Annotated in this window: 20 protein-coding genes and 1 tRNA gene; 11 read left to right on the forward strand and 10 right to left on the reverse strand. The window is 75.5% G+C overall.

Annotation, left to right across the window (positions count from 1 at the left end):
• The first annotated feature begins 36 nt into the window (after window positions 1-36).
• Together F7P10_RS40880 and ligA are read left to right on the forward strand one after the other, a co-directional pair.
• Complete coding sequence (locus F7P10_RS40880; RefSeq protein ID WP_176611840.1) at window positions 37-2,133, forward strand: phosphatase PAP2 family protein; 2,097 nt, start codon at window positions 37-39, stop codon at window positions 2,131-2,133.
• 75 nt (window positions 2,134-2,208) lie between these two features.
• Window positions 2,209-4,314 (forward strand): NAD-dependent DNA ligase LigA, encoded by a 2,106-nt coding sequence (gene ligA, locus F7P10_RS40885; protein WP_151017428.1) that lies wholly within the window; start codon window positions 2,209-2,211, stop codon window positions 4,312-4,314.
• Between the two features lie 33 nt (window positions 4,315-4,347).
• On the opposite strand, the gene F7P10_RS40890 is transcribed toward ligA, so the two are convergent.
• The 4 genes from F7P10_RS40890 to F7P10_RS40905 all read right to left on the reverse strand — a co-directional run bounded on the left by F7P10_RS40890 (window position 4,348) and on the right by F7P10_RS40905 (window position 8,724).
• Window positions 4,348-5,517 (reverse strand): CdaR family transcriptional regulator, encoded by a 1,170-nt coding sequence (locus F7P10_RS40890; protein WP_151017430.1) that lies wholly within the window; start codon window positions 5,515-5,517, stop codon window positions 4,348-4,350.
• Between the two features lie 52 nt (window positions 5,518-5,569).
• On the reverse strand, window positions 5,570-6,826 hold the full coding sequence (locus tag F7P10_RS40895) for an acyltransferase (RefSeq protein WP_151017432.1): 1,257 nt from the start codon (window positions 6,824-6,826) through the stop codon (window positions 5,570-5,572).
• A 110-nt stretch (window positions 6,827-6,936) separates the two neighbouring features.
• Window positions 6,937-7,758 carry an SAM-dependent methyltransferase gene (locus F7P10_RS42985; RefSeq protein ID WP_176611841.1) on the reverse strand — a complete coding sequence of 274 codons (822 nt, stop codon included), beginning with the start codon at window positions 7,756-7,758 and terminating at the stop codon, window positions 6,937-6,939.
• A gap of 504 nt (window positions 7,759-8,262) precedes the next feature.
• A complete protein-coding gene (locus F7P10_RS40905) occupies window positions 8,263-8,724 on the reverse strand; it encodes a hypothetical protein (RefSeq protein ID WP_151017436.1) in 462 nt (153 codons plus the stop codon).
• A gap of 237 nt (window positions 8,725-8,961) precedes the next feature.
• On the opposite strand from F7P10_RS40905, the gene F7P10_RS40910 reads away from it, so the two are divergent.
• A complete protein-coding gene (locus tag F7P10_RS40910) occupies window positions 8,962-9,531 on the forward strand; it encodes a hypothetical protein (protein WP_151017438.1) in 570 nt (189 codons plus the stop codon).
• A 25-nt stretch (window positions 9,532-9,556) separates the two neighbouring features.
• Here F7P10_RS40910 and F7P10_RS40915 read toward each other — a convergent pair whose 3' ends face one another.
• Window positions 9,557-10,471, reverse strand: a complete 915-nt coding sequence (locus F7P10_RS40915; RefSeq protein ID WP_151018636.1) for a LysR family transcriptional regulator — start codon at window positions 10,469-10,471, stop codon at window positions 9,557-9,559.
• A gap of 80 nt (window positions 10,472-10,551) precedes the next feature.
• Between F7P10_RS40915 and F7P10_RS40920 the strand changes: the two genes are divergently transcribed.
• Together F7P10_RS40920 and F7P10_RS40925 are read left to right on the forward strand one after the other, a co-directional pair.
• The gene (locus tag F7P10_RS40920; RefSeq protein ID WP_254716280.1) at window positions 10,552-11,487 is read left to right on the forward strand and encodes a DMT family transporter; all 936 of its coding nucleotides are present in this window, start codon (window positions 10,552-10,554) and stop codon (window positions 11,485-11,487) included.
• A 10-nt stretch (window positions 11,488-11,497) separates the two neighbouring features.
• Window positions 11,498-12,412 carry a phosphotransferase gene (locus F7P10_RS40925; protein WP_254716281.1) on the forward strand — a complete coding sequence of 305 codons (915 nt, stop codon included), beginning with the start codon at window positions 11,498-11,500 and terminating at the stop codon, window positions 12,410-12,412.
• Window positions 12,413-12,458: 46 nt separating this feature from the next.
• Here the strand turns inward: F7P10_RS40925 and F7P10_RS40930 are convergent, their stop codons facing one another.
• The 5 genes from F7P10_RS40930 to F7P10_RS40950 form a co-directional block, all read right to left on the reverse strand.
• Complete coding sequence (locus tag F7P10_RS40930; protein WP_151017444.1) at window positions 12,459-13,415, reverse strand: sensor histidine kinase; 957 nt, start codon at window positions 13,413-13,415, stop codon at window positions 12,459-12,461.
• A gap of 318 nt (window positions 13,416-13,733) precedes the next feature.
• Window positions 13,734-14,858: a glutamate--cysteine ligase gene (locus F7P10_RS40935; protein ID WP_151017446.1), complete on the reverse strand. Its 1,125-nt coding sequence runs from the start codon at window positions 14,856-14,858 to the stop codon at window positions 13,734-13,736.
• A 122-nt stretch (window positions 14,859-14,980) separates the two neighbouring features.
• On the reverse strand, window positions 14,981-15,163 hold the full coding sequence (locus F7P10_RS40940) for a hypothetical protein (protein WP_151017448.1): 183 nt from the start codon (window positions 15,161-15,163) through the stop codon (window positions 14,981-14,983).
• A 15-nt stretch (window positions 15,164-15,178) separates the two neighbouring features.
• Window positions 15,179-15,388, reverse strand: a complete 210-nt coding sequence (locus F7P10_RS40945; RefSeq protein WP_151017450.1) for an HGxxPAAW family protein — start codon at window positions 15,386-15,388, stop codon at window positions 15,179-15,181.
• A 163-nt stretch (window positions 15,389-15,551) separates the two neighbouring features.
• On the reverse strand, window positions 15,552-16,730 hold the full coding sequence (locus F7P10_RS40950; RefSeq protein ID WP_151017452.1) for an acyl-CoA dehydrogenase family protein: 1,179 nt from the start codon (window positions 16,728-16,730) through the stop codon (window positions 15,552-15,554).
• A 132-nt stretch (window positions 16,731-16,862) separates the two neighbouring features.
• Between F7P10_RS40950 and F7P10_RS40955 the strand changes: the two genes are divergently transcribed.
• From F7P10_RS40955 to F7P10_RS40980, 6 genes are all read left to right on the forward strand, one after another.
• On the forward strand, window positions 16,863-18,686 hold the full coding sequence (locus F7P10_RS40955; RefSeq protein WP_151017454.1) for a methylmalonyl-CoA mutase subunit beta: 1,824 nt from the start codon (window positions 16,863-16,865) through the stop codon (window positions 18,684-18,686).
• Entirely contained in the window at window positions 18,683-20,914 is a 2,232-nt protein-coding gene (scpA, locus tag F7P10_RS40960) for a methylmalonyl-CoA mutase (protein ID WP_151017456.1), read from the forward strand. Before F7P10_RS40955 ends, scpA begins: the two co-directional genes overlap by 4 nt.
• Window positions 20,911-21,888, forward strand: coding sequence for a methylmalonyl Co-A mutase-associated GTPase MeaB (gene meaB, locus F7P10_RS40965; protein ID WP_151017459.1), 978 nt, complete (start codon window positions 20,911-20,913; stop codon window positions 21,886-21,888). Before scpA ends, meaB begins: the two co-directional genes overlap by 4 nt.
• A 101-nt stretch (window positions 21,889-21,989) precedes the next feature.
• A complete protein-coding gene (locus F7P10_RS40970) occupies window positions 21,990-22,985 on the forward strand; it encodes a GNAT family N-acetyltransferase (protein WP_151017461.1) in 996 nt (331 codons plus the stop codon).
• A gap of 95 nt (window positions 22,986-23,080) precedes the next feature.
• Window positions 23,081-23,151 (forward strand) — tRNA-Asn (locus F7P10_RS40975).
• A 23-nt stretch (window positions 23,152-23,174) separates the two neighbouring features.
• Complete coding sequence (locus F7P10_RS40980) at window positions 23,175-23,615, forward strand: HNH endonuclease (protein ID WP_151017463.1); 441 nt, start codon at window positions 23,175-23,177, stop codon at window positions 23,613-23,615.
• Window positions 23,616-23,770 lie beyond the last annotated feature (155 nt).

The following is a 23,770-nucleotide window of genomic DNA, read 5'->3' on the forward strand; positions in this document are numbered from 1 at the left end:
ATCGGTGTGGGGACGGCCGGACCGGGGGAGGACGGCGTGAGGCGACACGGGCGCGGAGCCGCCCGCGGGCACGCCCGCGGGCGGTTCCGCGCCGCCTCGGCGGGGCGCGAGATCGCCGTCGGCCTGCTCGTCTTCGGCGTGTACGCGGTGTTCACCAAGGCGTTCGCCGCGGACCGCGCGGCCGCCGACGCCAACGGCCGGCTGCTCCTCGATCTCGAGCGGCGGACCGGGCTGGACGTCGAGCGCTCACTGAACGAGGCCCTGGCGCGGCACGAGTGGCTCGGCGTCCTTGCCGCGTGGGAGTACGCCACCACCTACGTCGTCGGCACGTTCGGGTTCCTGGGGTACCTGTGGTGGCGGCGGAGCCCCGCGTACCCCTGGGCGCGCAACACGCTGATCTGGATGACGCTGATCGCGATCGTGTGCTTCGCGCTGTGGCCGGTCACCCCGCCGCGCCTGCTGCCCGGCGGCGGGTACCTCGACATCATCGCCGTCCACCACCCGCCCGCCACCTGGGGCACGGGCGTGGTGTCGGCGGGCGCCAACCCGTACGCCGCCATGCCGAGCCTGCACATCGGCTGGATCGCCTGGATCGGTGCCGCCGCCGTCCGCGCCCGCTGCGGGCCCGCGGTCCTGTGGGCGTGCGTCCTGCACCTGGCGGTGACGAGCGCGGTCATCGTCGCCACGGCCGCGCACTACGTCATCGACATCCCGGCCGGGCTGCTGCTCGTCCCGTCCGCCGCGGCCGTCGAGGCGGTCCGCGTCCGGCTGCTGCGCCGCCGCGGCCGGGCGGGTCGGCGGGGCCGGACGCGTGAACCCGGCACGTCCGGACGCGGGCAGCGGGTCGCGGCGCCCGACGCGTTCTTCCTGTACGTCGAGGACGGCGGCGTCCCGCAGGTCGTCGGCGGTGTCGCCGAGTTCGCCGGGCCCGGGCCCTCGGTGGAGCGGGTCCGCGCCCTGATGGCAGAACGGCTGCCGCGGCTGCCGCGCCTCACCCAGCGCGTCGCACCGGCGGGACGGCTGCGCCGCCCGCGCTGGGTCCCGGCCGCGGACATCGACCTCGACCGGCACGTCATCGAGGTCGACGCGCCCGCCGGGCGGGGCCGCGGCCCGCTGGACGAGGTGGTGGCCCGGCTGGCGGCGACCCCTTTGGATCGCGACCGCCCGCTCTGGCGGTTCTGCCTCGTGCGGGGCGGGCCCGGCGGCCGGGACGCGGCCGTGATCGTCATGCACCACGCGATCGCCGACGGGATCGGCGTCGTCGACATCCTGCGCGGGATCCTGGAGCCGCGGCTGCCCGAGGCGGACGTCCCGCGCGGCCCCGGACTGCTCGTGCGCGCCGCCGCCGTCGTCCCCGGGCTGGTCGCGCTCGCCCGGGACGGCGCCGCGCCCGCCGTCGCGTTCGCCGGGCCGCTCGGCCCCCGCCGCCGCCACACCACCGCGACGCTGCCGCTGGACCGCGTCCGCGCCACCGCCCGCGACGCGGGCGTGCGGGTCACCGACCTGCTGCTCGCGCTGGTCGGCGAGGTCGTCGCCGGCGTGCTGGCCGGGCGCGGCGAACCGGCGGGCGGGCGGTCGCTGCGCGCGGCCGTCCCGGTCACGCTGCGCGCCCCGGCCCCGCCGGGACGCGGCCGCACCGCCGTCCCCGGCAACCTGACCGCCGCGCTGCGCCTGGACGTGCCGGTCGACCGGCGGCCCCTCCGGGACCGGCTCGCGGTGGTGCACCGCTCCGCCGAGCGGCGCCGGGCGTCGGGGCGGGCGGTGGCGAGCACCGCCGTGCTGCGGCTGCTCGGCGCGCTGCCGCCGCCGCTGCACGCGCGCGCCGCCCGTGCCGTCTACCGGGACCGGTTCTTCGGCGCGATCGTGTCGAACATGCCCGGTCCGGACGTCCCGATGTCGCTCGCCGGGGCGCCGCTGGGCGACGTCCACCCGATCCTGCCGCTGGCCGACGGCGTGCCGCTGGCGGTGGGGGCGCTGAGCTGGAACGGGTCGCTGCACGTCGCGGTGACGGCCGAACCGCGGCTGCTGCCCGAGGCGGACGGCTTCGCCGCCGGGCTCGCGCGCGCCTTCGACGAACTCTCCGCCGGAAGCGGGGACGAGGCGGAGGCGGGCTCCCGGAGAACGCCCACGTGATCCGGGGCGGCGCGGCTGGTGAGAGGCCGGAAAGTCGGTGCCGGAAATGTCGGTGCCGGCGGGGAAGATGAGGGCATGACCGAGACACCGGCCCCCACGACCGAGATCGGCGACCAGGCCGCGTACGCCGCCGCCGTCCAGACCGCCGTCACCGCGTCCGCCGCCTACTACGGCGGCGGCGACTCGCCGCTGGACGACGACGCGTTCGACCGGCTCGTGCGCGGCATCGCCGCCTACGAGACCGCGCACCCCGAGCACGTCCTGCCGGACTCGCCGACCGGCAAGGTGGCCGGCGGAGCGGTGATCGGGGACGTGCCGCACACCGTCCCCATGCTGAGCCTGGACAACGTGTTCTCCGCCGAGGACCTGGAGTCGTGGGCCGCCGGGGTCGCCCGCCGCATCGGCCGCGACGTCGGGACGTGGAGCGTGGAGCCGAAGCTGGACGGCCTCGCGATCTCCGCCCGCTACTCCGGCGGGCGGCTCGTCCGGCTGGTGACGCGCGGCGACGGGACGGCCGGGGAGGACGTCTCGCACGGCAGGGGCATGATCGTCGGGCTGCCGGAGCGGCTCGCCGAACCGGTCACCGTGGAATTGCGTGGCGAGGTGCTGATGACCCGCGCCCAGTTCGAGGCCGGCAACGAGGCGCGCACCGGCGCCGGGGAGGCCGCGTTCGCCAACCCGCGCAGCGCCGCCGCCGGGTCGCTGCGCGCCAGGGACCGCGCCTACCAGGTGGAGATGACCTTCTTCGCCTACGGGGCGCTGCCCATGGACGGCACCGCCGGCGAGCTGGCGGAGCGCCTGCGGGAGCTGCCGCACAGCGCCGTCATGGAGCTGGTGGCCGAGCTCGGCGCGCACACCGTCGCCGCGACGCCCGTCCCGGGGGTGACGGCGGCGACGACCGGGGACGTGCTGCGCCGGGTCGAGGAGATCGCGGCGCTGCGCGCGGAGCTCGACTTCGGCATCGACGGCATCGTGATCAAGGCGGACGCGGCTGCCGACCAGGCCGACGCCGGCCTCGGCTCCCGGGCGCCGCGCTGGGCCGTCGCCTACAAGCTGCCCGCCGCCGAGAAGATCACCCGGCTGATCGGCGTCGAGTGGAACGTCGGCCGCACCGGCGTCATCGCGCCCCGCGCGGAGCTGGAGGAGGTCGAGCTGGACGGCTCCCTCGTCAGGTACGCGACCCTGCACAACGCCGCCGACATCGAGCGGCGGGGGCTGCTGCTGGGCGACCACGTGACCGTCTACAAGGCCGGAGACGTGATCCCCCGCGTGGAGGCGCCGGTGGCGCACCTGCGCACCGGCGCCGAGAAGCCGATCGAGATCCCGGCGGCGTGCCCGCGCTGCGGCGACGAGATCGACCGCTCGCAGCAGCGCTGGCGCTGCGTGCGCGGACGCGACTGCCACGCCGTCGCGTCCGTCCGCTACGCCGTCGGCCGCGACCAGCTCGACATCGAGGGCCTCGCCGGGAGCCGCATCGACCAGCTCGTCGAGGCCGGCCTCATTGAGGACTTCGCCGACCTCTTCGTCCTCACCCGCGAGCAGATCATCGGGCTCGAGCGCATGGGCGAGACGAGCACCGCGAACCTGCTCGCCGCGATCGAGGCCGCCAAGACCAAGCCGCTGAACAAGGTGTTCTGCGCCCTCGGCGTGCGCCTGACCGGGCGCTCCATGTCCCGGCGCATCGCGCGGCACTTCGGCACGATGGACGCGATCCGCGCCGCCGACGCCGACGCGTTCCAGGAGGTCGACGGCATCGGCCCCGAACGGGCGACGACCGTGATCGACGAGATCGCCGCGCTGGCGCCGCTGATCGACAAGCTCGTCGCCGCCGGGGTCAACATGACCGAGCCGGGTGTGACCGGGCGGTCGTCCGCCGTGCCGGAAGGCGTGGCCGACGAGACCGGGGAGGAGACGGCGGAGGCGTCGGCCGGACTCCCGCTGGCCGGGTTGTCGATCGTCGCGACCGGTGCGATGTCCGGCCCCCTCGACGGGCTCTCCCGCAACGAGGTCAACGAGCTCATCGAACGCGCCGGGGGACGGGCGTCGTCGTCGGTGTCGGCGAAGACGTCACTGCTCGTCGCGGGGGAGAAGTCCGGGTCCAAGCGCGCCAAGGCCGAGAAGCTCGGCGTCGAGATCGTCACCCCGGAGGAGTTCGCCGCCCGCGTCGCGGCCTTCCTCTGACGCGCCGTCCGGCGGGCGCGTCCGGGCGTCCGGTCAGCGCCCTTCGGCCCGGCCCGCCCGGACGAGCCAGCTGAGCAGCAGCATCACGTCCAGCCGGCCGTCGAGCTCGGTGAACCGGCCGCCGGTCAGTTCGTGGATGCGGCGGAGCCGGTAGCGGACGGTCTGCTCGTGGATGTGCAGCCGTTCGGCCGCGACGACGGCGTTGTCGCCCGACTGCAGGTAGGTCAGCAGCGTCTCGGCCAGCGGCTGCCGGCGCGAGCGGGGCAGTTCGAGCAGCGGGCCGAGGACGGCCCCCGCGGTCGCGCCGACGAGTTCCTCGGCGGCCAGCGTCGCGAGTGCGGAGACGTGCTCGGCGCAGCGGACGAGTTCCTCGCGGGGCAGCATCCCGCGCTCGATCAGTGTCAGCGCGTGCCGCGCCCACCGCAGGGACACCGCGCCCTGGGCGACGGGCACCGTCGGGCCGATCGCGGCGGTGCCGAGCCGGCGCAGCGCGGGCCAGAGCCGCTCCTGGCCGGGACCGTCCGGGTCGGGCACCACCAGGAACGGGATGGGCGCGTCCCAGTCGGCCAGCACGGAGGGCGGCAGGATCCGCGCCCCGGCGGGCGCGCCCGACGGGAGCGCGACCAGCCCGATGTTCTTCGGCAGGTCCCAGCGCGCCGCGATCGCCAGCTCGGCGATCGTCTCGTGACCGGGGGACGGCTCGATGATCAGCATGTCGCGGAGCCGCTCGCGGCGGCGCTCCCGCGCGGTCGCCAGATGCCCCTGCTCGCGGGCGTACCCCTGGGCGGCGGCGTCGGCGATCCGGGACACCAGCATGAACAGCGAGTCGGTGAGGCGGCCCAAGGTCTCCCGCGACCAGCCGAGCCGGTAGGCGTCCATGATGAACCGCTGGCAGGCGACCTGGCAGCTCACCCGCATCGCCGTCTGCAGCGCGTCCAGGCTGCGCCCCTGCCGGGCCTCGAGTTCGCCGAGCCGCGTGTACAGCTCGGTGAGCTTGCGGGGGTCGGCGTCGGGATGGTCGACCGAGTCGACGTAGAACGCGACGGCGTCCTGGACCGCGCGCTCGATCCGCTCCGCGTACTCGCCGTCGTCGCCGGAGTACTCGGGGACCTGCTCGCGGATCTCCCGCTCCATCTCCCGGGCGGCCTCCTGCACATGCTGGCGGAGCATGCCGGGCAGTTCGTCGGGCAGGGGACCGACCACGAGACCTCCCTCCGTGGGACGGCCTCACCCTAGGCGGCCGGAGTGACCGCTGTCACCCTGGGGGCCGGGTAAGCCGTTTACCCAGCCGTTGCGCGGGCTTTTCCACGTACGCGTACGCCAGTGCCGCCGAAGCGAGGACGCCCGCCACCAGCACCGCGCCCCAGGCCAGCCGCTCGGGCACCGGCAGGTTCCCCGGGTCGCGCCCGGCGGCCGCCCACACCGCCTGGATCACCAGCGGATGCAGCAGGTAGAGCGAGTAGCTGACCAGGCCCGACCACACCAGCACCCGCGGCATCGCCCGGTGCCGCAGGGCGAGGCCCGCCAGGAAGGTCAGCCACGCCGCCGCGACCGCCAGCGACCAGTCCAGGCCGAGCGACGCGGGGTGGCCGTGCTGCGACCAGGTGGGCGGCGGCCGCAGCCCCGCGAGCAGCGTCAGCACCGGCACCACCGCGATCATCGCGGCCGCCGGCCAGGCCCGCAGCCGCCCGTCCTGCAGGGCGCGGACGGCCGTGCCGGCGAACATCGTCGCGATGATGCACAGGCTCTCGACCCCGCCGATGCGGCTGTTCAGCACCAGCAGCGTCAGCGCCAGGGTCGCCACCACCGCGACCCCGATCCGCCGGACGGCCCGGCCGCCGAACAGCGCCGCCAGCCCGGCCGCGAGGACGAGCGCGGCGACGAGCGTCGTGCCGTCCGGCCAGCGGGCGGCGAGCAGCTGCGACGGCAGCACGACGCCGAGCAGCGCGGCCGCGACCGCGAAGCCGAGCGCGACCCGCGCGCTGGCCCGCTTCGCCCCGGCGACGAACATCGCCGTCACCAGCAGGTAGAAGATCATCTCGTAGGACAGCGTCCAGAACACGTTCACGACGTTGGGCACGCCGAGGAGGTCCTGCAGCATCGTCAGGTGGGCGAGCGCGGCCGTCCACGGCCGGTCGCCGAGCGCGGCGGGGAGCCCGTAGGAGAATCCGGCCAGGGCGAGCGCCAGCGCGAACGCGACCGACACCCCCCACGCCGGGTACAGCCGGAAGAACCGGCCGATCCAGAACGCGCGGACGCTGCCGCGCCGCTCCAGCGAGAACGGCACCACGTAGCCGCTGACGAGGAAGAACACGAAGACGCCGTAGCGTCCGAAATCGAACCACGGGCTGGCGGTGGCGCGGACCTCGGGCAGCAGCACGTCGAGGGAGTGCTCGAAGACCACCACGAGGGCGGCGATGCCGCGCAGGGCGTCCAGCCAGCCCATCCGCGGCCGGCCTGCCGCGGTCGCGTCGACTCGGGTGTCCGGTGGGGTCAGAGTGTTCGCCGGCATTCCGGCCACCCTAGGCGCCCGTCCCCGGTGCTACGCCCAGCGCCCCCTGAACGTCCGCTGAACGCCAGGTGGTGGGACCGCGGCGTGTCGCGGTCCGGTTCGTGCCCGGATCAGCCCGGCAGGACGCCCACCGCCGCGTACAGGAGGGGCGGTCCGGCCGGTGCGGGCCACGGCCCGGGGCGCCGGCCGTCCGGCCGGCGCGCCGCGGGCGCGACACCGGGCGGCAGCGGCTCGAACGGCCCGAGCAGCCGCGCGACCTCCGCGGCGCCGCGCGGATGCAGCGGGACGCCCGCGTCCCGGTACAGCCGCGCCGCCTCGGCCATCGCGCCGGGTGCGAAGTCCCCGGTGGCGTGCGTCACGACGAGCGCGCTGCCCGGCGCGGCCGCCGCCGCCAGCGCGGCGACGGGCCGGTGCGGATCGGGCAGGAAGTGCAGGACGGACGAGAACACCAGCGCGACCGGCTCGGTGGGATCGATCAGCCGCCGCACCTCCGGGCTGGCCAGGATCGCCGCCGGGTCGCGCAGGTCGGCCCGCAGCGCCGCGACGCCGTCGGCGGCGAGCCGGGCGCGGGCGTGCGCGATGACGAGCGGGTCCGCGTCGACGTACACGACGCGGGCGCCGTGGACGTACCGGGCGGCCAGTTCGTGGAGGTTCTCGTGCGACGCGCCGTCCGCGGGCAGGCCGCAGCCGAGGTCCAGGAACTGCCGTACGCCGCGCCCCGCGAGCGCCCGTACCGCGCGGGCCGTGAACGCGCGGCCCTCCCGCGCGGCCGCGGCCGCGCCGGGGAGCACCTCGAGGAGCCGCCCGGCGAGGTCGCGGTCGGCGGCGTAGTTGTCCTTGCCGCCGAGGAGGCAGTCCTGGACGCGCGCGAGGCCCGGACGGCGCAGGTCGGGCGCCGGGCCCGGCGCGTGCTCGGGTGGGGTTCCCCACACCGTTCCGCGCGCCCGTGTTGCGGTCGGCGGCGCTCCGTTCGGTGGTGTTCCGGGGGCGCGCGAGGCCGGCGCGCGTTCGTTCGCGGGCCCCCGGCGCGGGTCCGTGCCGCTCGTGGCCGTGACTGGCATCACCTGTCGCCTTCCTCTGCGGAGCAAGTGCGGTGGCTGCCATCGACGGTAGGGCGCGGAGCGCGGTTCGCGCCGGGGCCGGGGGCCGGGCCGACCGAAAAGCGGGCGGCGCGTGACCGCATCGGGCCACGCGCGTTTCGGCGGCGGGCCGGCCGCGCCCGCGTTCGGGCGTGCGACATCGCAGGAAGGCCGGTGCCGACGGCCCTCGGCGGCGGTACGGGCATCCCCGGGAAGTGCCGGGAGCGTTGACCGTTTCCGGCCATGACAGAGATTTGACCAGTGGTGTGATGCCTTGTCGGGATGCGCCGACGTTCCGTCCGCCCGTATGGCGCATCTCGCCATACGCCCGGGGCGGTAGTCCCCGGGCGGGAGGGGCTACCGGCAGCGGCGGTGCCCGCGGCGGCCGCGGCCGCCCTCGCGGGACCGGGCCACCTCCTCGAGGACCAGTGTCGCCCCGAGCCCCATCAGCCAGGTGTCCTTGGCGAGCGGGACGCCGTCCTGGGAGGGGCGGATGCTCCCCTTCTCCCGCATCCCGGGCAACCGCAGGTACAGGCCCGTCAGCCCGCCCGCGAACGCGGTGAGCCCGGCGCCCGCGAGCACGGTCGGGACGAACGGCGCCATCAGCGCCCCGCCGAGCGCGACCTCGGCCGTCCCGAGCGTCCGGGTGAACTTCTGCGGATCCTGCGACGCCAGGAAGGGGTACGCGGTCTTGGCCGTCCCGTGGATGTAGTCGGCCGTCCCCTGGTCGCCCTTCAGTTTCGACAGCCCCGAGTTCAAGATGAAGGCGCCCACGACCAGCCGGGCGGGCATCTGGTGCGCGCGAGCGAGAAAACGCATCGTTCCCCACAAGGATCGGGTGAGTTCGGGCGCAGGCTTCATTCCCGTCATGTCCGGTTTACACCCGCGTCGCGGTCAAGTCTCGGCATCCCGCCCGGCGGGCTACCGCCCCGGGCGCAGGCCTCCGCGCGCCTTCTGCGCCCGATGCCGGACGCGCGGAGCATCCGCGCACCGGACGACGGCGGCCGCGGCGACCTCGCACGATCGCGGTGTCGCCGCCGAGAGTGAGGAGTCGAGATGTCCGTTCGGGGAGAAGCACCGGTCCGGGAGGCCGCTCCGGGGGCCGGGCCGGCCGGCCGGGCGTGGCGTCCGCGCCCGGCCGTCCGCAAGACCCTGGTGCTGGTGCACGTCGTCGCGTCCGTCGCGCTGGCCGGTTCCGTATGGGGCCTGGTCCTGCTCAACCTCACCGCGACCCTGACCACCGACGCCGCGCTCGTCGAACCGGCCTACCGGCTCGTGACCGTGCTGGTGTTCGGCGGCGGGATCCCGCTCAGCTTCATCTCGCTGGCGAGCGGCATCGCGCTCGGGCTCGGCAGCAGGTGGGGAGTGCTGCGGCACTGGTGGGTGTTCGCCAAGCTGCTGCTGCTGGTCACCACGATCCTGTTCGGGGCGCTCCTGGGGCAGCCCGAGGCGATGGCGGGTGCGGTGGCCGACGGGACCCTTCCGTCCGCGGCGCGCCGCTGGCGGGAGGTCGCCGTGGTCGCGGCCCAGCTCGCCATGCTCCTGACCGCCACCGGCCTGTCGGTCTTCAAGCCGCGCGGCCGGGTGCGGTGGCCGCGCCCCCGCATGCGTGAGCGCCGCGCGTGAGCGCCGGGCGCGACGAGCGTCGGGCTCAGCCGGCGGACGGCTCGCCGGTGAGCCGCTCCGCCACCGTGCGCAGCGCCTCCACGCACGCCCGGACCGCCGGACGGTCGGCGTCCGTCCGCCACGCCGCGTAGATCTTGCGGCGGACGACCGGGCGGGTGGCGAGCATCCGCACGCCGTCCGGGACCGGGTCGCGGCCGAGCCGCGGGACGAGCGCGGCGGCCAGGTCGGCGGCCACGAAGGCGAGCTGCGTCGGGTAGTCGGCGACGTTGCAGACGATCACCGGGTCGGCGGCGTGCTCGCGGAGCGTCTGCAGCAGCTGCCGCTCGCAGGTGCCGCCCGCCGTCCAGGCCGCCCACCGCATCCCGCGCAGCTCCGCCAGGTCCACCGACCGCCGCCGGGCGAGCGGGTGCCCGGCCGGGAGCGCGAGGTCGATGACGTCCGACGACAGCAGCAGCCGCGACACCGTCGGGGGGATCGGGGTCGGCAGGGTGTCCCAGCTCTCCACCACCGCGACGTCGATGTCGCCCCGCACGAGCGCGGGCAGGATCGTCTCCGCCTCGCCTTCCTGCAGCGTGGGGGCCAGGCGGGGGTGCCGCTCCCGCAGGGCGAGGAGCGCGGGCGGGAGCACCGACCTGGCCGCGGTGACGAACGAGCCGAGCCGGACGGGCCCGACGGCGTCCTCGCGCAGCCCGTCCAGCTCCGCGCGGGCCGCCGCCAGCTGGGCCAGCACCCGCGCGGCGTGCCCCGCCAGCACGTGCCCGGCGCCGGTCAGCCGTACGCCCCGGCCGCGCGGTTCCAGCAGCCGGTGCCCGGTCTCCCGCTCCAGCTTCCCGAGCTGCTGCGACACCCCGGACGGCGTCACGTGCAGGGCCTCGGCGGCGGCCGCGATCGTGCCGTGCACCGACACCGCGTGCAGGGCGCGCAACCGTTCCACGTTCATCGTCACGGTAGTGATCCTACTGATTCTCGCTTAATAATCGTCGCTTGTGCTAACCGTTCGGGCGCGGCAGCGTGGAGCGGGTGCGAAAGGTCGATCCACGGCTGACGGTCATCACCGGCGCCGCGTTCATCTCCGCCTCGGCGATCTTCGTCGGGCTCTCCGGCGTCTCCGGCGGGACGGCGGCGTTCTGGCGCTGCGCGCTCGCGGTGCCGCTGCTGCTGCCGCTCGTGCGGTGGGAACGGCGCCGCGCCGGGCCCGCGCGGGGCGGTGGCCTCGACGTCGCCGCCGGGCTGCTCCTCGGCGTGGACCTGGTGCTGTGGGGCGCCGCCATCGAAGGCGTCGGCGCGGGGATCGCGACCGTCCTGGTCAACGTGCAGGTCGTCGTGGTGCCGCTGCTGGCGCTCGCGGTGTTCCGCGAGCGGCCGTCCCGGGCGTTCGCCGTGGCCGTCCCGGTCATGCTGGCGGGCGTCGGGCTCGCCGCCGGCCTCGCCGACCACGGGCCCCGCACGGCCGAACCGGTGCTCGGCGCCCTGTACGGCGCCGGCGCCGGCGTCGCCTACGGCGGGTACCTGTTCCTGACGCGCGTCGCGGGGCGCCGGGGTTCCCACCGGGCGCGGTCCGTGCTGCTGGCGACGGTCGGCGCGGGCGCGGCGTCCGTCGGGGTCGGCGCCCCGTGGCACGGCGTCGACCTGGCGCCCGGCTGGGCCGCGTTCGGCTGGCTGGCGGCACTGGCGGTGACCGGCCAGGTCTGCGGCTGGTTGCTGATCAACGCCGGGCTGCCGCGGCTGCGCGCCGAGGTCGGCGGGGCGCTGCTGCTGCTCCAGCCGGTGCTCGCCGTGCTGCTCGGCGCCGCCGTCCTCGCCGAGCGGCCCGCGCCCGCCCAGCTCGCCGGCTGCGCCCTCGTCGTCGCCGCCGTCTGGCTCACCGGGCGCCGCGAGCCCCCGCCGCCGCAGGACGTCGCCCCGGCGGTGCCCGCCGGGGCGGACCGCGAGCCGGCGGCGCCGCCCGCGCGCTAGCGTCGTGCCCATGGAGTGGGCGGCCGAGCACGAGATCACGGCGGAAACGGCGGCGGCGCTGGTGGGGGAGCGGTTCCCGGAGCTGCGCGGCGCGCCGGTCGAGCCGCTCGCCACCGGCTGGGACAACACGGTCTTCCGCGTCGGCGGCGACTGGGCGTTCCGGTTCCCCCGGCGGAAGATCGCGGTGCCGGGCGTCGAGCGGGAGATCGCGACGCTCGCCGCGCTGGCGCCCGGCCTGCCGCTGCCGATCCCGGTGCCGCGCTACGTGGGGGAGCCGGGCGGCGGATTCCCGTGGCCGTTCTGGGGCGCGCGGCTCGTCCCCGGCCGGGAGATGGCGGAGGTGCGGCCGCCGGACGGGCGCCGCGCGGCGATCGGCGCCGCCGTCGGCCGGTTCCTGCGCGTCCTGCACGATCCTGCGCTCGTCCGGACCGCGGGCGCCGGGCTGCCGGTGGACCCGCTGCGGCGCGGCGACCCCGCCTACCGGGCCACGCCGGCGGCCGAGCGCCTGGACCGGCTCGCCGCGCGCGGCCTGTGGGAACGGGATCCCGCGGTCGACGCGTTCGTCGGCGCCGCCCGCGAGAACGCCGTCCCGCCCGCCGGGGAGCCGGTGATCGTGCACGGCGACCTGCACGTCCGGCACGTCCTGCTCGGCCCCGGCGGTGCGGCGTCGGGCGTGATCGACTGGGGCGACGTGTGCCTCGCCGACCCGGCCGTGGACCTGTCCCTGGCCTACGCGGCGTTCGCCGGGGACGACCGCGCGGCGTTCCTGGACGCCTACGGGCCGGTGCCGCCGGACCGGGAACGGGCGGCGCGGGTGCTGGCGCTGTTCATCGCCGCGACGCTGGCCGAGTACGCGGCCTCCGAGGCGAGGCCCGCGCTGCTCGCCGAGTCGCTCGCCGGGATCGGACGCGCGCTCGCCCCCTGAACCGGGACCTTCCGGGCGGGACGTCCCGGACGGGCGCCGCCCCCGTTCACCTGCGCATGTAGACGCGGATCACCGTGCCGCCCGGGCCGGTGTGCATGCGCACCAGGTCGGCGAGGTGGTTGACGAGCAGGATCCCGCGGCCCCCGTGCGGGCTCATCGCCACCGGGATCCGCCCGGCCAGCGGGTCGGCGATCGTCCCGGCGTCCCGGACCTCGCAGACGACCCGGCCGTCCTCGGCCCAGATCCGCGCGGTGCCCGTCCCCCCGCCGTGCAGGCAGGAGTTCGCGGCCAGCTCGTTGACGGCCAGCTCCAGGTCGCCCGCCGCGCCGGGACCGAGGCCGAGCCGGGTGGCCCAGGCCCACGCGAACTCCCGGACCCGCGGCAGGGCGGCGAGGTCGAACTCGATCCGGTACGCCTCGGCGGGCGGCGGCAGCGGCCGGTTGTAGTCGCGGACGACGCGTTCCGGGGCGTAGTAAGGGCTGTCGTGCTCGCCCTCGGCGTCGATGAGGACCGGATGGGTGACGCGGGCGTCGGCGAGCGCGCGCTCGTCCAGCCGGGCCGCGTCGTACGGGCACAGGATGGACGCGTCGCGACCGGCGAAGGCCAGGTTGATCAGCGCCTCGTGCTGGGCGCAGGCCGGGTACTCGGTCTCCGACCGGCCCGGCCAGATCGGCTCCCCGATGATCCGCACCCGCCGGGACGGGTGCCGGTCGGCGAAGCGGTGCAGCACACCGGGGATGATGCGGCCCGGATTGCGTCCCGCCTCGGCCATGTCGAGCCAGGTCACGGACGCGGCGGCGGCGTCCGGATCGTCCCCGCCGAGCGCGTCCCGCAGCAGGCCCAGCCGCACGCCGGGCACGGCCACGGCGACCGGCTCGCCCGCCGCGACGCCCGCACGGACGAACGGCACGGTCCCCGCCAGGTACTCGTCGTCGCTCTCGTAGAACAGGGCCGGGTGCGCGAACGCCCCGCCGGCCCCGCTGCCGGACGCCGCGGCCGTCACCGCCTCGCCGTCCCGTTCGGTCTCCCCTTCTCCCGCATCCGCCCGAGCGTACGCGCGCCCGGGGGGTGCTGCGGCATGGACCCCGTCGATGGTGTGCCCCCGTGTCGGTGAACGCTGTTCACCTATCGGTTACCCGGTGGCATGGTGCGAAAACGGGTCGAATGCAACATATTCGCTACGTTCCCAGCCGGCCCGGCGGTGCCGGGACCGCCGGGCCGGGCGGTGGCCCCGGCACCTCGGCTGCCCCATGACCGAGACGGAGGAACGCATCTGGGCGCACCTGCCTGCGAAGAGACACGGCGGATCGCGCCGCTCCCGCTACGGCTCCGGTTGAACCGGCGGTGTGCGGGGCATCGGCCCGTCCGGCAGCAGCGCGGCGTCCACGACGTCGGTGAGCCGGTCGCGCCTGCGGTGCGCGGCGCGCTGCCGCTCGGCACCCGTACCGCCCGCCAGCAGCCGCCGGACCCCGCGCGTGACGCGCTCCGCGTCGCCGCTCTCGCGCAGCGCCGGACCCGCGCCGGCGAGCAGGTCCGCGGCCAGGTCGCGGTGCGCGGCCGGACGCCCCGTCCGCACGTCCACCCCCGTCCCGGCGGCGCCGTCCCGCGCCGCCAGCCAGTACGCGGCGCGCAGCATCTCCTGCGGCGGATCCGGTGCGGGCTCGCCGGCGTCCACCGCCGCGGCGGCCGACTCCACCAGCGCCCGGACGAGCCCCGCCAGGGCGGCCGCGTCCGCGGCGGTGAGCGCCACGTCGGCGACCCGGACCTCCACCGTCGGCAGCCGCTCGGAGGGCCGGACGTCCCAGAAGATCGTCCCGGTGTCCATGAGGGCGCCGCACTCCAGCAGCGACGCGACGATGTCCTCGTAGTGGGCGAGCGACGCGAAGTACGGCGGAGGGCCCGCCACCGGCCAGCGCGCCCACGCCAGCACCCGCCAGCAGGCGTGCCCGGTGTCGCGGCCCGCCCAGAACGGCGAGTTGGCCGCCAGCGCCAGCAGCGTCGGCAGCCAGGGGCGCAGATGGTTGCCGACGAGGACCGCGCGCTCCCGGTCGGGCATCTCCACGTGCACGTGGCACGAGCAGATGCTCTGCTCGTCGTCCAGGCCGCGGTAGGTCGCCAGGCTCTCGGCGTACCGGGGACCGGCGCTGATCGGCGCCGGCACGAGATCGCCGAGCACCGGGGTTCCGGTCGCGGCGAGCCGCAGGCCCTCGGCCGCGGCGGCGTCCGCCATCGCCGCCCGCATCGACCGGATCTGCTCCTCGAGCTTCACCAGGTCGTCGCAGGGCGGGGTCTTGGCCTCGGCGAGGAAGCCGACCAGCTCGGTGGACGCCCGCTCGCCCAAGGCCGCGCCCGCGCGGCGCACCACGTCGGCGGCGCGGGGAACGACCTCCCGCGAGCCCGGATCGACGACGAAGTACTCTTCCTCGATTCCGAATCGCGGCGCCATCCCACCACCTCGGCTCGTGCGCGCCGCGGGCGGCCTGTCACCTCGCAGACCTGTCACCGCGACGGCACATCATCTCGACGGTACGTGACGGAGGGCGGCTTGGCACCTGCCTTGTCGGCGTGTCAGGGACCCGCGTCGATCCAGAGCACCGCGAGGGCCGCCAGGTGGGTGACGACCACGATCGCCAGGCTGACGACGAAGAGCATCTTCGCCGGGCCGTGCGGGAAGTACTTTCCCTGCTTCAGCGGGCCGAGCTCGCGCTGCCGGGCGGCGATCCGCTCCTCCAGCGGCGGGCGACCGAACACGTTCCGCGCGCCCGGCTACGCGCGGGGCTCGTCGACGACGACGTCGCTCATGATGTCGACGGCCAGCGCGACCGCGCCGCCGAGCGCGATCACCGCGGCGCCGGCGCCGAAGACCACCCAGCTCGGCCCCATGACGAGTCCAGCGCCGCCGATGGCGAAACCGATGAAGATGATGGTGACGGCGACCCAGGACTTCGGGCGCCCGGCGTGGCTGCCGCTCGACATGCGCGTTGTCTTCCCTCTAGCAGTTCCGGTGGGGAGTCGATCTCCGTGCCGGAACTCTAGCAACGCCCGGCCGCACCGGCGTTCCCGGGGTGCCCGCAGTGCACCGTGCCCGGCGGCGAGGCCTTCCCGCTTGCCGGCAAGGGGATCCCGTCAGACGAACCCGTCAGACGAAGGCGCCGTGGCCCGTGGCGGCGCGCCCGACGATCAGCGTGTTGATCTCCCGGGTGCCCTCGTAGGAGTACAGCGCCTCGGCGTCGGCGACGAACCGCCCGATGTCGTAGTCCAGGACGATGCCGTTGCCCGCCATCAGCTCGCGCGCCCAGCCGACCGCCTCCCGCATCCGGGTGGTGCAGTACGCCTTCGCGAGGGCCGAGTGCTCGTCGCGGTACATGCCCGCGTCCTGCAGCTGCGCGAGCCGGACCACCATGCCGAGCGAGGCCGTGGCGTTGCCCAGCATCCCCACCAGCAGGTCCTGGACGAGCTGGAACTCGGCGATCACCCGCCCGAACTGCTCCCGCTCGATCGAGTACCGGCGGGCGATCTCGTACGCGGCGAGCATCACCCCGACGGCCTGCCACGCGACGCCGCTGCGGGTCCGGCGGAGCACGGCGGCGGTGTCGCGGAACGACCCGGCCTCGGCGAGCCGGTCCGCCTCGGGGACGCGGCAGTCCTCGAGGACGATGTCGGCGTTCTGCACCGTCCGCAGTGCGATCTTGTGCTCGATGCGGGTGGCGGTGAAGCCGGGCGTGTCCTTGCCGACGACGAAGCCCTTGACCTGCCCGTCGTCCTCGTCCCGGGCCCACACGACGGTCAGGTCCGCGAACGTGGCGTTGCCGATCCAGCGCTTCGCGCCGTTCAGCACCCAGTGGTCGCCGTCGCGCCGCGCCGTCGTCCGCAGGCCCAGCGCCACGTCGGACCCGCCCTCGGGCTCGGTCAGCGCGAACGCGCCGATCTTCTCCATCCGGCCCATCGCGGGCAGCCACCGCTCGCGCTGCTCCGCCGACCCGCACCGTCCGATGCTGCCCATCGCCAGCCCGGCGTGGACGCCGTAGAACGTGGCCATGGACGGGTCGACGCGGGCCATGTCCATCGCGAGGAAGCCGGTGAGCAGGCTGCTGGGGCGCTCGCCCGGGCACTCCTCGTAGGGCAGGCCCGCGATGCCCAGGTCGGCGTAGCCGGGGATCAGGTCGAACGGGAACTCCGCGCGGGCCCAGCAGTCGTTCGCGATCGGCGCGACCTTCTCCTCCAGGAAGGTCCGCACCCGCCCGACGATCTCCTGCTCGCGCTCGTCGAGAAGGTCTTGCATGTGATAGAGGTCACCGGGAAGGGAATCCAAGGTCATGCGGGCCCCCTTCCCGATCACCGGACCCCTAACCTGCGGCCTCCGGGCGGTCCGGCGGCCGTTCGGGCCGGCTTCCCGGCCAACGGGACCCCGCCCGCAATCGCCCGGTATGCACTCGCTTACCATCCAGGCATGACGGTGCCGCCTGAAGAACTCGAACTGGCAGCCGCCTTCCCTCCGGTCGAGCGGGACCGGTGGCGGGAGATGGTGAAGGGGGTGCTGCGCAAGTCCGGCGCGGCGACGGACGACACCCCCCTCGGGGAGATCGAGGGTCTGCTGACCCGCGAGTCGTACGACGGCGTGCCGATCGGGGCCCTCTACACCGCCGAGGACGCACCGGCGGGACGGCCGGGTCTCGCCCCCTACGTCCGCGAGGTGCGCCCGGACGGCGAGGGCCTCGCGGGCTGGGACGTCCGGCAGCTGCACGAGCATCCCGACCCGGCGGTCACCCGCGAGGCGATCCTCGCCGACCTGGAGACCGGCGCCACCTCGATCTGGCTGCGGCTGGGCGAGGCGGGCCCGCCCGTCGCCGCGCTTCCCGACGCGCTCCGCGGCGTCCTGCTCGGCCTCGCGCCCGTCGTCCTGGACGCGGGGGACCACGGCGCGGCGGCCGCGGAGGCGTTCCTCGCCCTGGTGGCCGAGCGCGGCGACACCGACGCCGCGGCCGGGAACCTCGGGCTCGACCCGCTCGGCCGCACGGCTCGCACCGGCACCGCCCGCCCCCTCGGCGAGGCCGCCGCGCTCGCCGAGCGCTGCGCCCGCGAGTTCCCGCGGATGCGCGCGCTCGTCGCCGACGGCACCCCCTACCACGACGCGGGCGGTTCGGACGCCGAGGAGCTCGGCGCCGCCGTCGCCACCGGGGTCGCTTACCTGCGCGCCCTCACCGAGGCGGGGCTGGGCGTCGACGCGGCGTTCGGGCAGATCGAGTTCCGGCTGGCCGCCAACGCCGACCAGTTCTCCTCCATCGCCAAGCTCCGCGCCGCCCGCCGGCTGTGGACGCGCGTCGCCGAGGTGAGCGGCGCGGCGGAGGGGACGTCCGCGCGGATCCATGCGGTGACGTCGTCGGCGATGATGACGCGCCGCGACCCGTGGGTGAACATGCTGCGCACCACCGTCGCCGCGTTCGCCGCCGGGGTGGGCGGCGCGGACGCCGTGACCGTCCAGCCGTTCGACGCGCGCCTCGGGCTGCCCGACGACTTCGCCCGCCGCATCGCCCGCAACACCCAGATGCTGCTGCTGGAGGAGTCGAGCCTGGCCCGCGTCGTCGACCCGGCGGGCGGCTCCTGGTACGTCGAGCGGCTCACCGAGGACCTCGCCCGCGCCGCCTGGGACCGCTTCACCGACATCGAGCGGGCCGGTGGGCTCGCCGCCGCCCTCGAGTCCGGCGCGGTGGCCGACCGGATCGCCGCGACCTGGGCGCGGCGCCGCAAGGACATCGCGCGCCGCAAGGCGCCGCTCACCGGGGTCAGCGAGTTCCCGAACCTCGCCGAGAAGCTCCCCGAGCGGGAGCCCGCACGGGCCCGGCCGGGCGGCGGTCTGCCCGTCGTCACCTACGCGCAGGACTTCGAGGCCCTCCGCGACCGGTCCGACGCCCACGCGGACGCCACCGGCGCCCGCCCGAAGGTGTTCCTCGCGACGCTCGGTCCGATCGCCGTGCACACCGCCCGCGCGTCCTTCGCCGCGAACCTGTTCCAGGCCGGGGGGCTCGAGACGGTCACCGGCGCCCCCGAGGAGTTCGCCGCGTCCGGGACGGCGATCGCGTGCGTCTGCTCCAGCGACAAGATGTACGCCGAGCAGGCGGCGGACGCCGCCCGCACGCTGAAGGACGCGGGGGCCAAGCGGGTTTGGCTCGCGGGCAAGGGAACGTACGAGGGAGTGGACGCGAACGTGTTCGCAGGGTGCGACGCCGTCGAGGTGCTGGAGACCGCCCTCCACGAGCTGGGAGTGAACCGATGATCCCCGACTTCAGCGATATCGAGATCGGGCCCCCTCCGTCCGCCGCCGGCGCGGCGGGCCGCTGGCGCGCGGCCGTCGTCGAGGCCACCGGCAAGGAGCCCGAAGCGCAGATCTGGGACACCCCGGAGGGTATTGGCGTCCTGCCCCTCTACACGGGAGACGACCTCGGCGGCGCCGACTTCCTGCGCACCCTCCCCGGCATCGCGCCGTACCTGCGCGGCCCCTACCCGGCCATGTACGCCACGCAGCCCTGGACCATCCGCCAGTACGCCGGATTCTCCACCGCCGAGGAGTCCAACGCCTTCTACCGGCGCAACCTCGCCGCCGGGCAGAAGGGGCTGTCGGTCGCGTTCGACCTCGCCACCCACCGCGGCTACGACTCCGACCACCCGCGCGTCGCCGGGGACGTCGGCATGGCGGGCGTCGCGATCGACTCGATCCTCGACATGCGGCAGCTCTTCGACGGCATCCCGCTCGACAAGATGAGCGTGTCGATGACGATGAACGGCGCCGTCCTGCCCGTCCTGGCGCTCTACATCGCGGCGGCCGGGGAGCAGGGGGTGAAGCCGGAGGCGCTCGCCGGGACCATCCAGAACGACATCCTCAAGGAGTTCATGGTCCGCAACACCTACATCTACCCGCCGCAGCCGTCGATGCGGATCATCTCCGACATCTTCGAGTTCACCTCGCAGCGGATGCCGAAGTACAACTCGATCTCCATCTCCGGCTACCACATCCAGGAGGCCGGGGCCACGGCGGACCTGGAGCTCGCCTACACCCTCGCGGACGGCGTCGAGTACATCCGCGCCGGACGCGACGCGGGCCTCGACATCGACGCGTTCGCCCCCCGGCTGTCGTTCTTCTGGGCGATCGGCATGAACTTCTTCATGGAGGTCGCGAAGCTCCGCGCGGCCCGCCTGCTGTGGGCGAAGCTCGTCAAGGGCTTCGATCCGAAGAACCCGAAGTCGCTGTCGCTGCGGACGCACTCGCAGACGTCCGGCTGGTCCCTGACCGCGCAGGACGTCTACAACAACGTCGCCCGCACCTGCATCGAGGCGATGGCCGCCACGCAGGGCCACACCCAGTCGCTGCACACCAACGCGCTCGACGAGGCGCTCGCGCTGCCGACCGACTTCTCCGCCCGCATCGCCCGCAACACGCAGCTGCTGCTCCAGCAGGAGTCCGGGACGACCCGCGCCATCGACCCCTGGGGCGGCAGCGACTACGTCGAGCGGCTCACCTACGACCTCGCCCGCCGTGCCTGGGGGCACATCACCGAGGTCGAGGAGGCCGGCGGCATGGCGAAGGCGATCGACGAGGGGCTGCCGAAGCTGCGCATCGAGGAGGCCGCCGCCCGCACCCAGGCCCGCATCGACTCCGGGCGCCAGCCCGTCATCGGCGTCAACAAGTACCGCGTGGCGGTCGAGGAGCAGATCGAGGTCCTCAAGGTCGACAACGCGTCCGTCCGCGCGCAGCAGATCGAGAAGCTGCGGCGGCTGCGCGAGGAGCGCGACGACGGCGCGGTCGGGACCGCGCTGGCCGCGCTCACCGCCGCCGCCGACGCCGCAGGGAGGGGCGAGCGCCCGCCCGGGCTGGAGCACAACCTGCTCGCCCTCGCCATCGACGCCGCCCGTGCCAAGGCGACGGTCGGCGAGATCTCCGACGCGCTCGAGCGGACGTGGGGGCGGCACCACGCGCAGATCCGTACCATCTCCGGTGTGTACCGGGACGAAGCGGGCCCCGCGCAGGGCATCGAGCGGGCGCGCGCCGCGACGGCCGCGTTCGAGGACGCCGAGGGGCGCCGCCCCCGCATCCTCGTCGCCAAGATGGGGCAGGACGGCCACGACCGCGGCCAGAAGGTGATCGCCACCGGGTTCGCCGACCTCGGCTTCGACGTCGACGTGGGCCCGCTGTTCCAGACCCCGGCCGAGGTCGCCCGCCAGGCCGTGGAGGCCGACGTGCACATCGTCGGCGTCAACTCGCTCGCCGCGGGGCACCTCACCCTGGTGCCCGCGCTGCGCGAGGAGCTGGCCGCGCTCGGCGCCGAGGACGTCATGATCGTCGTCGGCGGGGTCATCCCGCCGCAGGACTTCGACGAGCTGCGCGCCGCCGGGGCGGCCGCGATCTTCCCGCCCGGGACCGTCCTCGCCGACGCCGCGCAGGACCTGCTGGACGACCTGTCCGCGCTGCTCGGCCACGCGAAGGCGGGGGAGACCGGCGACCGGTGAGGGGGCTGGAGGACTACGCCGCCGGAGTGCGGGACGGCTCGCGCGCCTGGATCGCGCGGGCGATCACGCTCGTGGAGTCGGCCCGTCCCGACCACCGCGCGCTCGCGCAGCGGCTGCTGGTCGAGCTGACCCCGCACGCCGGAGCCGCCCGCCGGGTCGGCATCACCGGCGTGCCCGGGGTCGGCAAGTCCACGTTCATCGACACCCTCGGCACCGCGCTCACCGGACGGGGGCACCGGGTCGCGGTGCTCGCCGTGGACCCCTCGTCCACCCGGACCGGCGGCAGCATCCTCGGCGACAAGACCCGCATGCAGCGGCTCGCCGCCGACGAGAACGCCTTCATCCGCCCCTCGCCCACGGCCGGGACGCTCGGCGGCGTCGCCAGGGCCACCCGCGAGGCGATGGTGGTGATGGAGGCCGCCGGATACGACGTCGTCCTCGTCGAGACGGTCGGGGTCGGGCAGTCCGAGACCGCCGTGTCGGAGATGGTCGACTCGTTCCTGTTCCTGACCCTCGCCCGCACCGGCGACCAGCTCCAGGGCATCAAGAAGGGCGTCCTGGAGCTGGCCGACGTCATCGCGGTGAACAAGGCCGACGGCGACCACGAGATCGAGGCGAAGCGGGCCGCGCGGGAGCTGTCGGGCGCCCTGCGGATGCTGCGCGGTGAGGAGCGCCGCGACATCCCCGTCCTGACCTGCAGCGCCCGGGAGGACAGCGGCCTGGACCGGGTGTGGGACGAGCTCGTCGCCCACCAGGACGCCCTGCGCGAGAGCGGCGAGCTGGACGCGCGGCGCCGCCGCCAGCTCGTCGGCTGGGCGTGGGCGATGGTCCGGGACCGGCTGCTCGCCGACCTGCACGCCGACGGGGACGTCCGCAAGATCGCCCCCGAGCTGGAGCGGGAGGTCGCGGACGGCTCGCTCACGCCGGCGCTGGCCGCCGACCGGATCCTGGAGGCGTTCGCGCGGGGCCGCTGAACCGCGGTGGCCCCCCCGCTCGGGCACTCCGTGTCCGTCCGAAACCACGCGTTGTCACGAGGGCGCGGTTCCCGCGGGCTCCGATCCGGTACAACAGTCGGATGGACGTCATCGCGCTCGACGACCCGACGGACGCGCGGATCAGGCAGTGGCACGGGGTGCTGGCCGCCGTGCACGCCGACGATCCGGCGGCCGAGCCCGCGCCCGAGCCCGACCAGACGGCCGCGCGCCTGCTGGGCGGCGTCCCCGGGGGCCGGCAGCGGCTCTGGGCGGTGCCGGCCGGTCCCGCCCCCGGCGACGGGCTCGCCGCCGTGGCCGCGCTGCTGCTGCCCGGCGATCCCGGCACCGGACGGCCCGCCGAGATCGACATCCGGGTCCGCCCCGAGCACCGCCGCCGTGGCCTCGGCCGGCGGCTGCTGACGGCGGCCGCCGCGGGGCTGCGCGCCGACGGCCGCACCAGCGTGATCGCGCAGGTGCTCGCGGGGACCCCGGCCGTCCCGTTCCTCGAGTCGCACGGCTTCGAGTGCGTGCTGACGCTGCGCGGGATGGTGCTGGACCTCGCGGAGGTCCCGCCCGGCCGCGCCGCCCGGCTGGTCGCCGCCGGGCCCGCCGGCTACCGGCTCGTCCGCTGGCGCGGCGTCGTCCCGGACGGGCGCGCCGCCGCGCTCGCCCGCGCCAAGACCGCGATGGCCGACCTCGCCGAGTACGAGGGCGCCCCCTGGGACGCCGCGCGCGTCCGGGAGATGGCCGAGCTGGTCGCCAAGCGCGGCGACGACCTGTACACCGTCGCGGCCCTCACCGGTGCCGGCGACGCGATCGCCGGGTTCACCGAGATGGTCGTCCCGGCCGGGGCGGCGGGCCGCGCCGCGCAGTACGACACCGCGGTCGTGCCCGAGCACCGCGGCCGCCGGATCGGCATCTGGGTGAAGGCGGAGATGCTGCGCTGGCTCGCCGCCGAGCGTCCGGAGGTGCGCGAGATCGAGACCGACAACGCCGGCGACAACGCCCACATGATCGCCGTGAACGAGGAGCTGGGGTTCCGGACGGAGCGCGAGTCGATGGAGTACCAGGCGGCGGCCGCCGACCTCCCGTCGTGACCCGGCGGAAAACGCGTTGCCCGGCCCGCCGGGAATCGGCAGGCTAATGGGGACTTCCGGGAAATGCTCGGAAGTCCGGAGAATTGCCGGACCTTTTCCTCGTAGTTCAACGGCGGAACGCCGCACCGTTAATGCGGAGGTCCAGGTTCGAATCCTGGCGGGGAAGCGGCGGGGCAGGGGAGGTGGCGCATGCACGTGCTCGTCCTGAACGCGACGTACGAGCCGTTACAGAAGGTGAACCTGCGGCACGCCATCCGCATGCTCGTGCGCGAGGTGGCCGTGGTCGAGGAGGCCGAGGAGGGCCGGACGATCGGCGCGTTCCCCGTCCCGCGCGTACTGCGTCTCGTCCGGTACGTCGCGATGCGCTGGCGGCACGGCCGCCGCCCGCCGTGGAGCAGGCGCGGCGTCCACCTGCGCGACCGGGGCCGCTGCGGGTACTGCGGGCGGCGCGGCGACACCATCGACCACGTGCACCCGAGGTCGCGCGGCGGCGGCGACACGTGGGAGAACACCGTCCTGGCGTGTGGGAAGTGCAACAACCGGAAGGGGAACCGGACGCCCGCCGAGGCCGGCCTGCGGTTGCGCCGCACCCCCGGCGTGCCGCGCTGGGAGGAGCTCGTCGGCCCCTGAGCGGCGGGCCTCCCGCGCCTCCGGGCCGGGGCCGCGCGCCCCGGCCCGGCCCCGCGACCGGTGACCGTTCGTTACGCTGAGTGATTTCCGTATCAAGTGAGACGAAAAGGGCGTATGTGGTAGCGTGCCGCCAATCTTGAGGCTTGTTATCAAGG

It is taken from the genome of Actinomadura sp. WMMB 499, from assembly GCF_008824145.1.
Classification (GTDB): domain Bacteria; phylum Actinomycetota; class Actinomycetes; order Streptosporangiales; family Streptosporangiaceae; genus Spirillospora.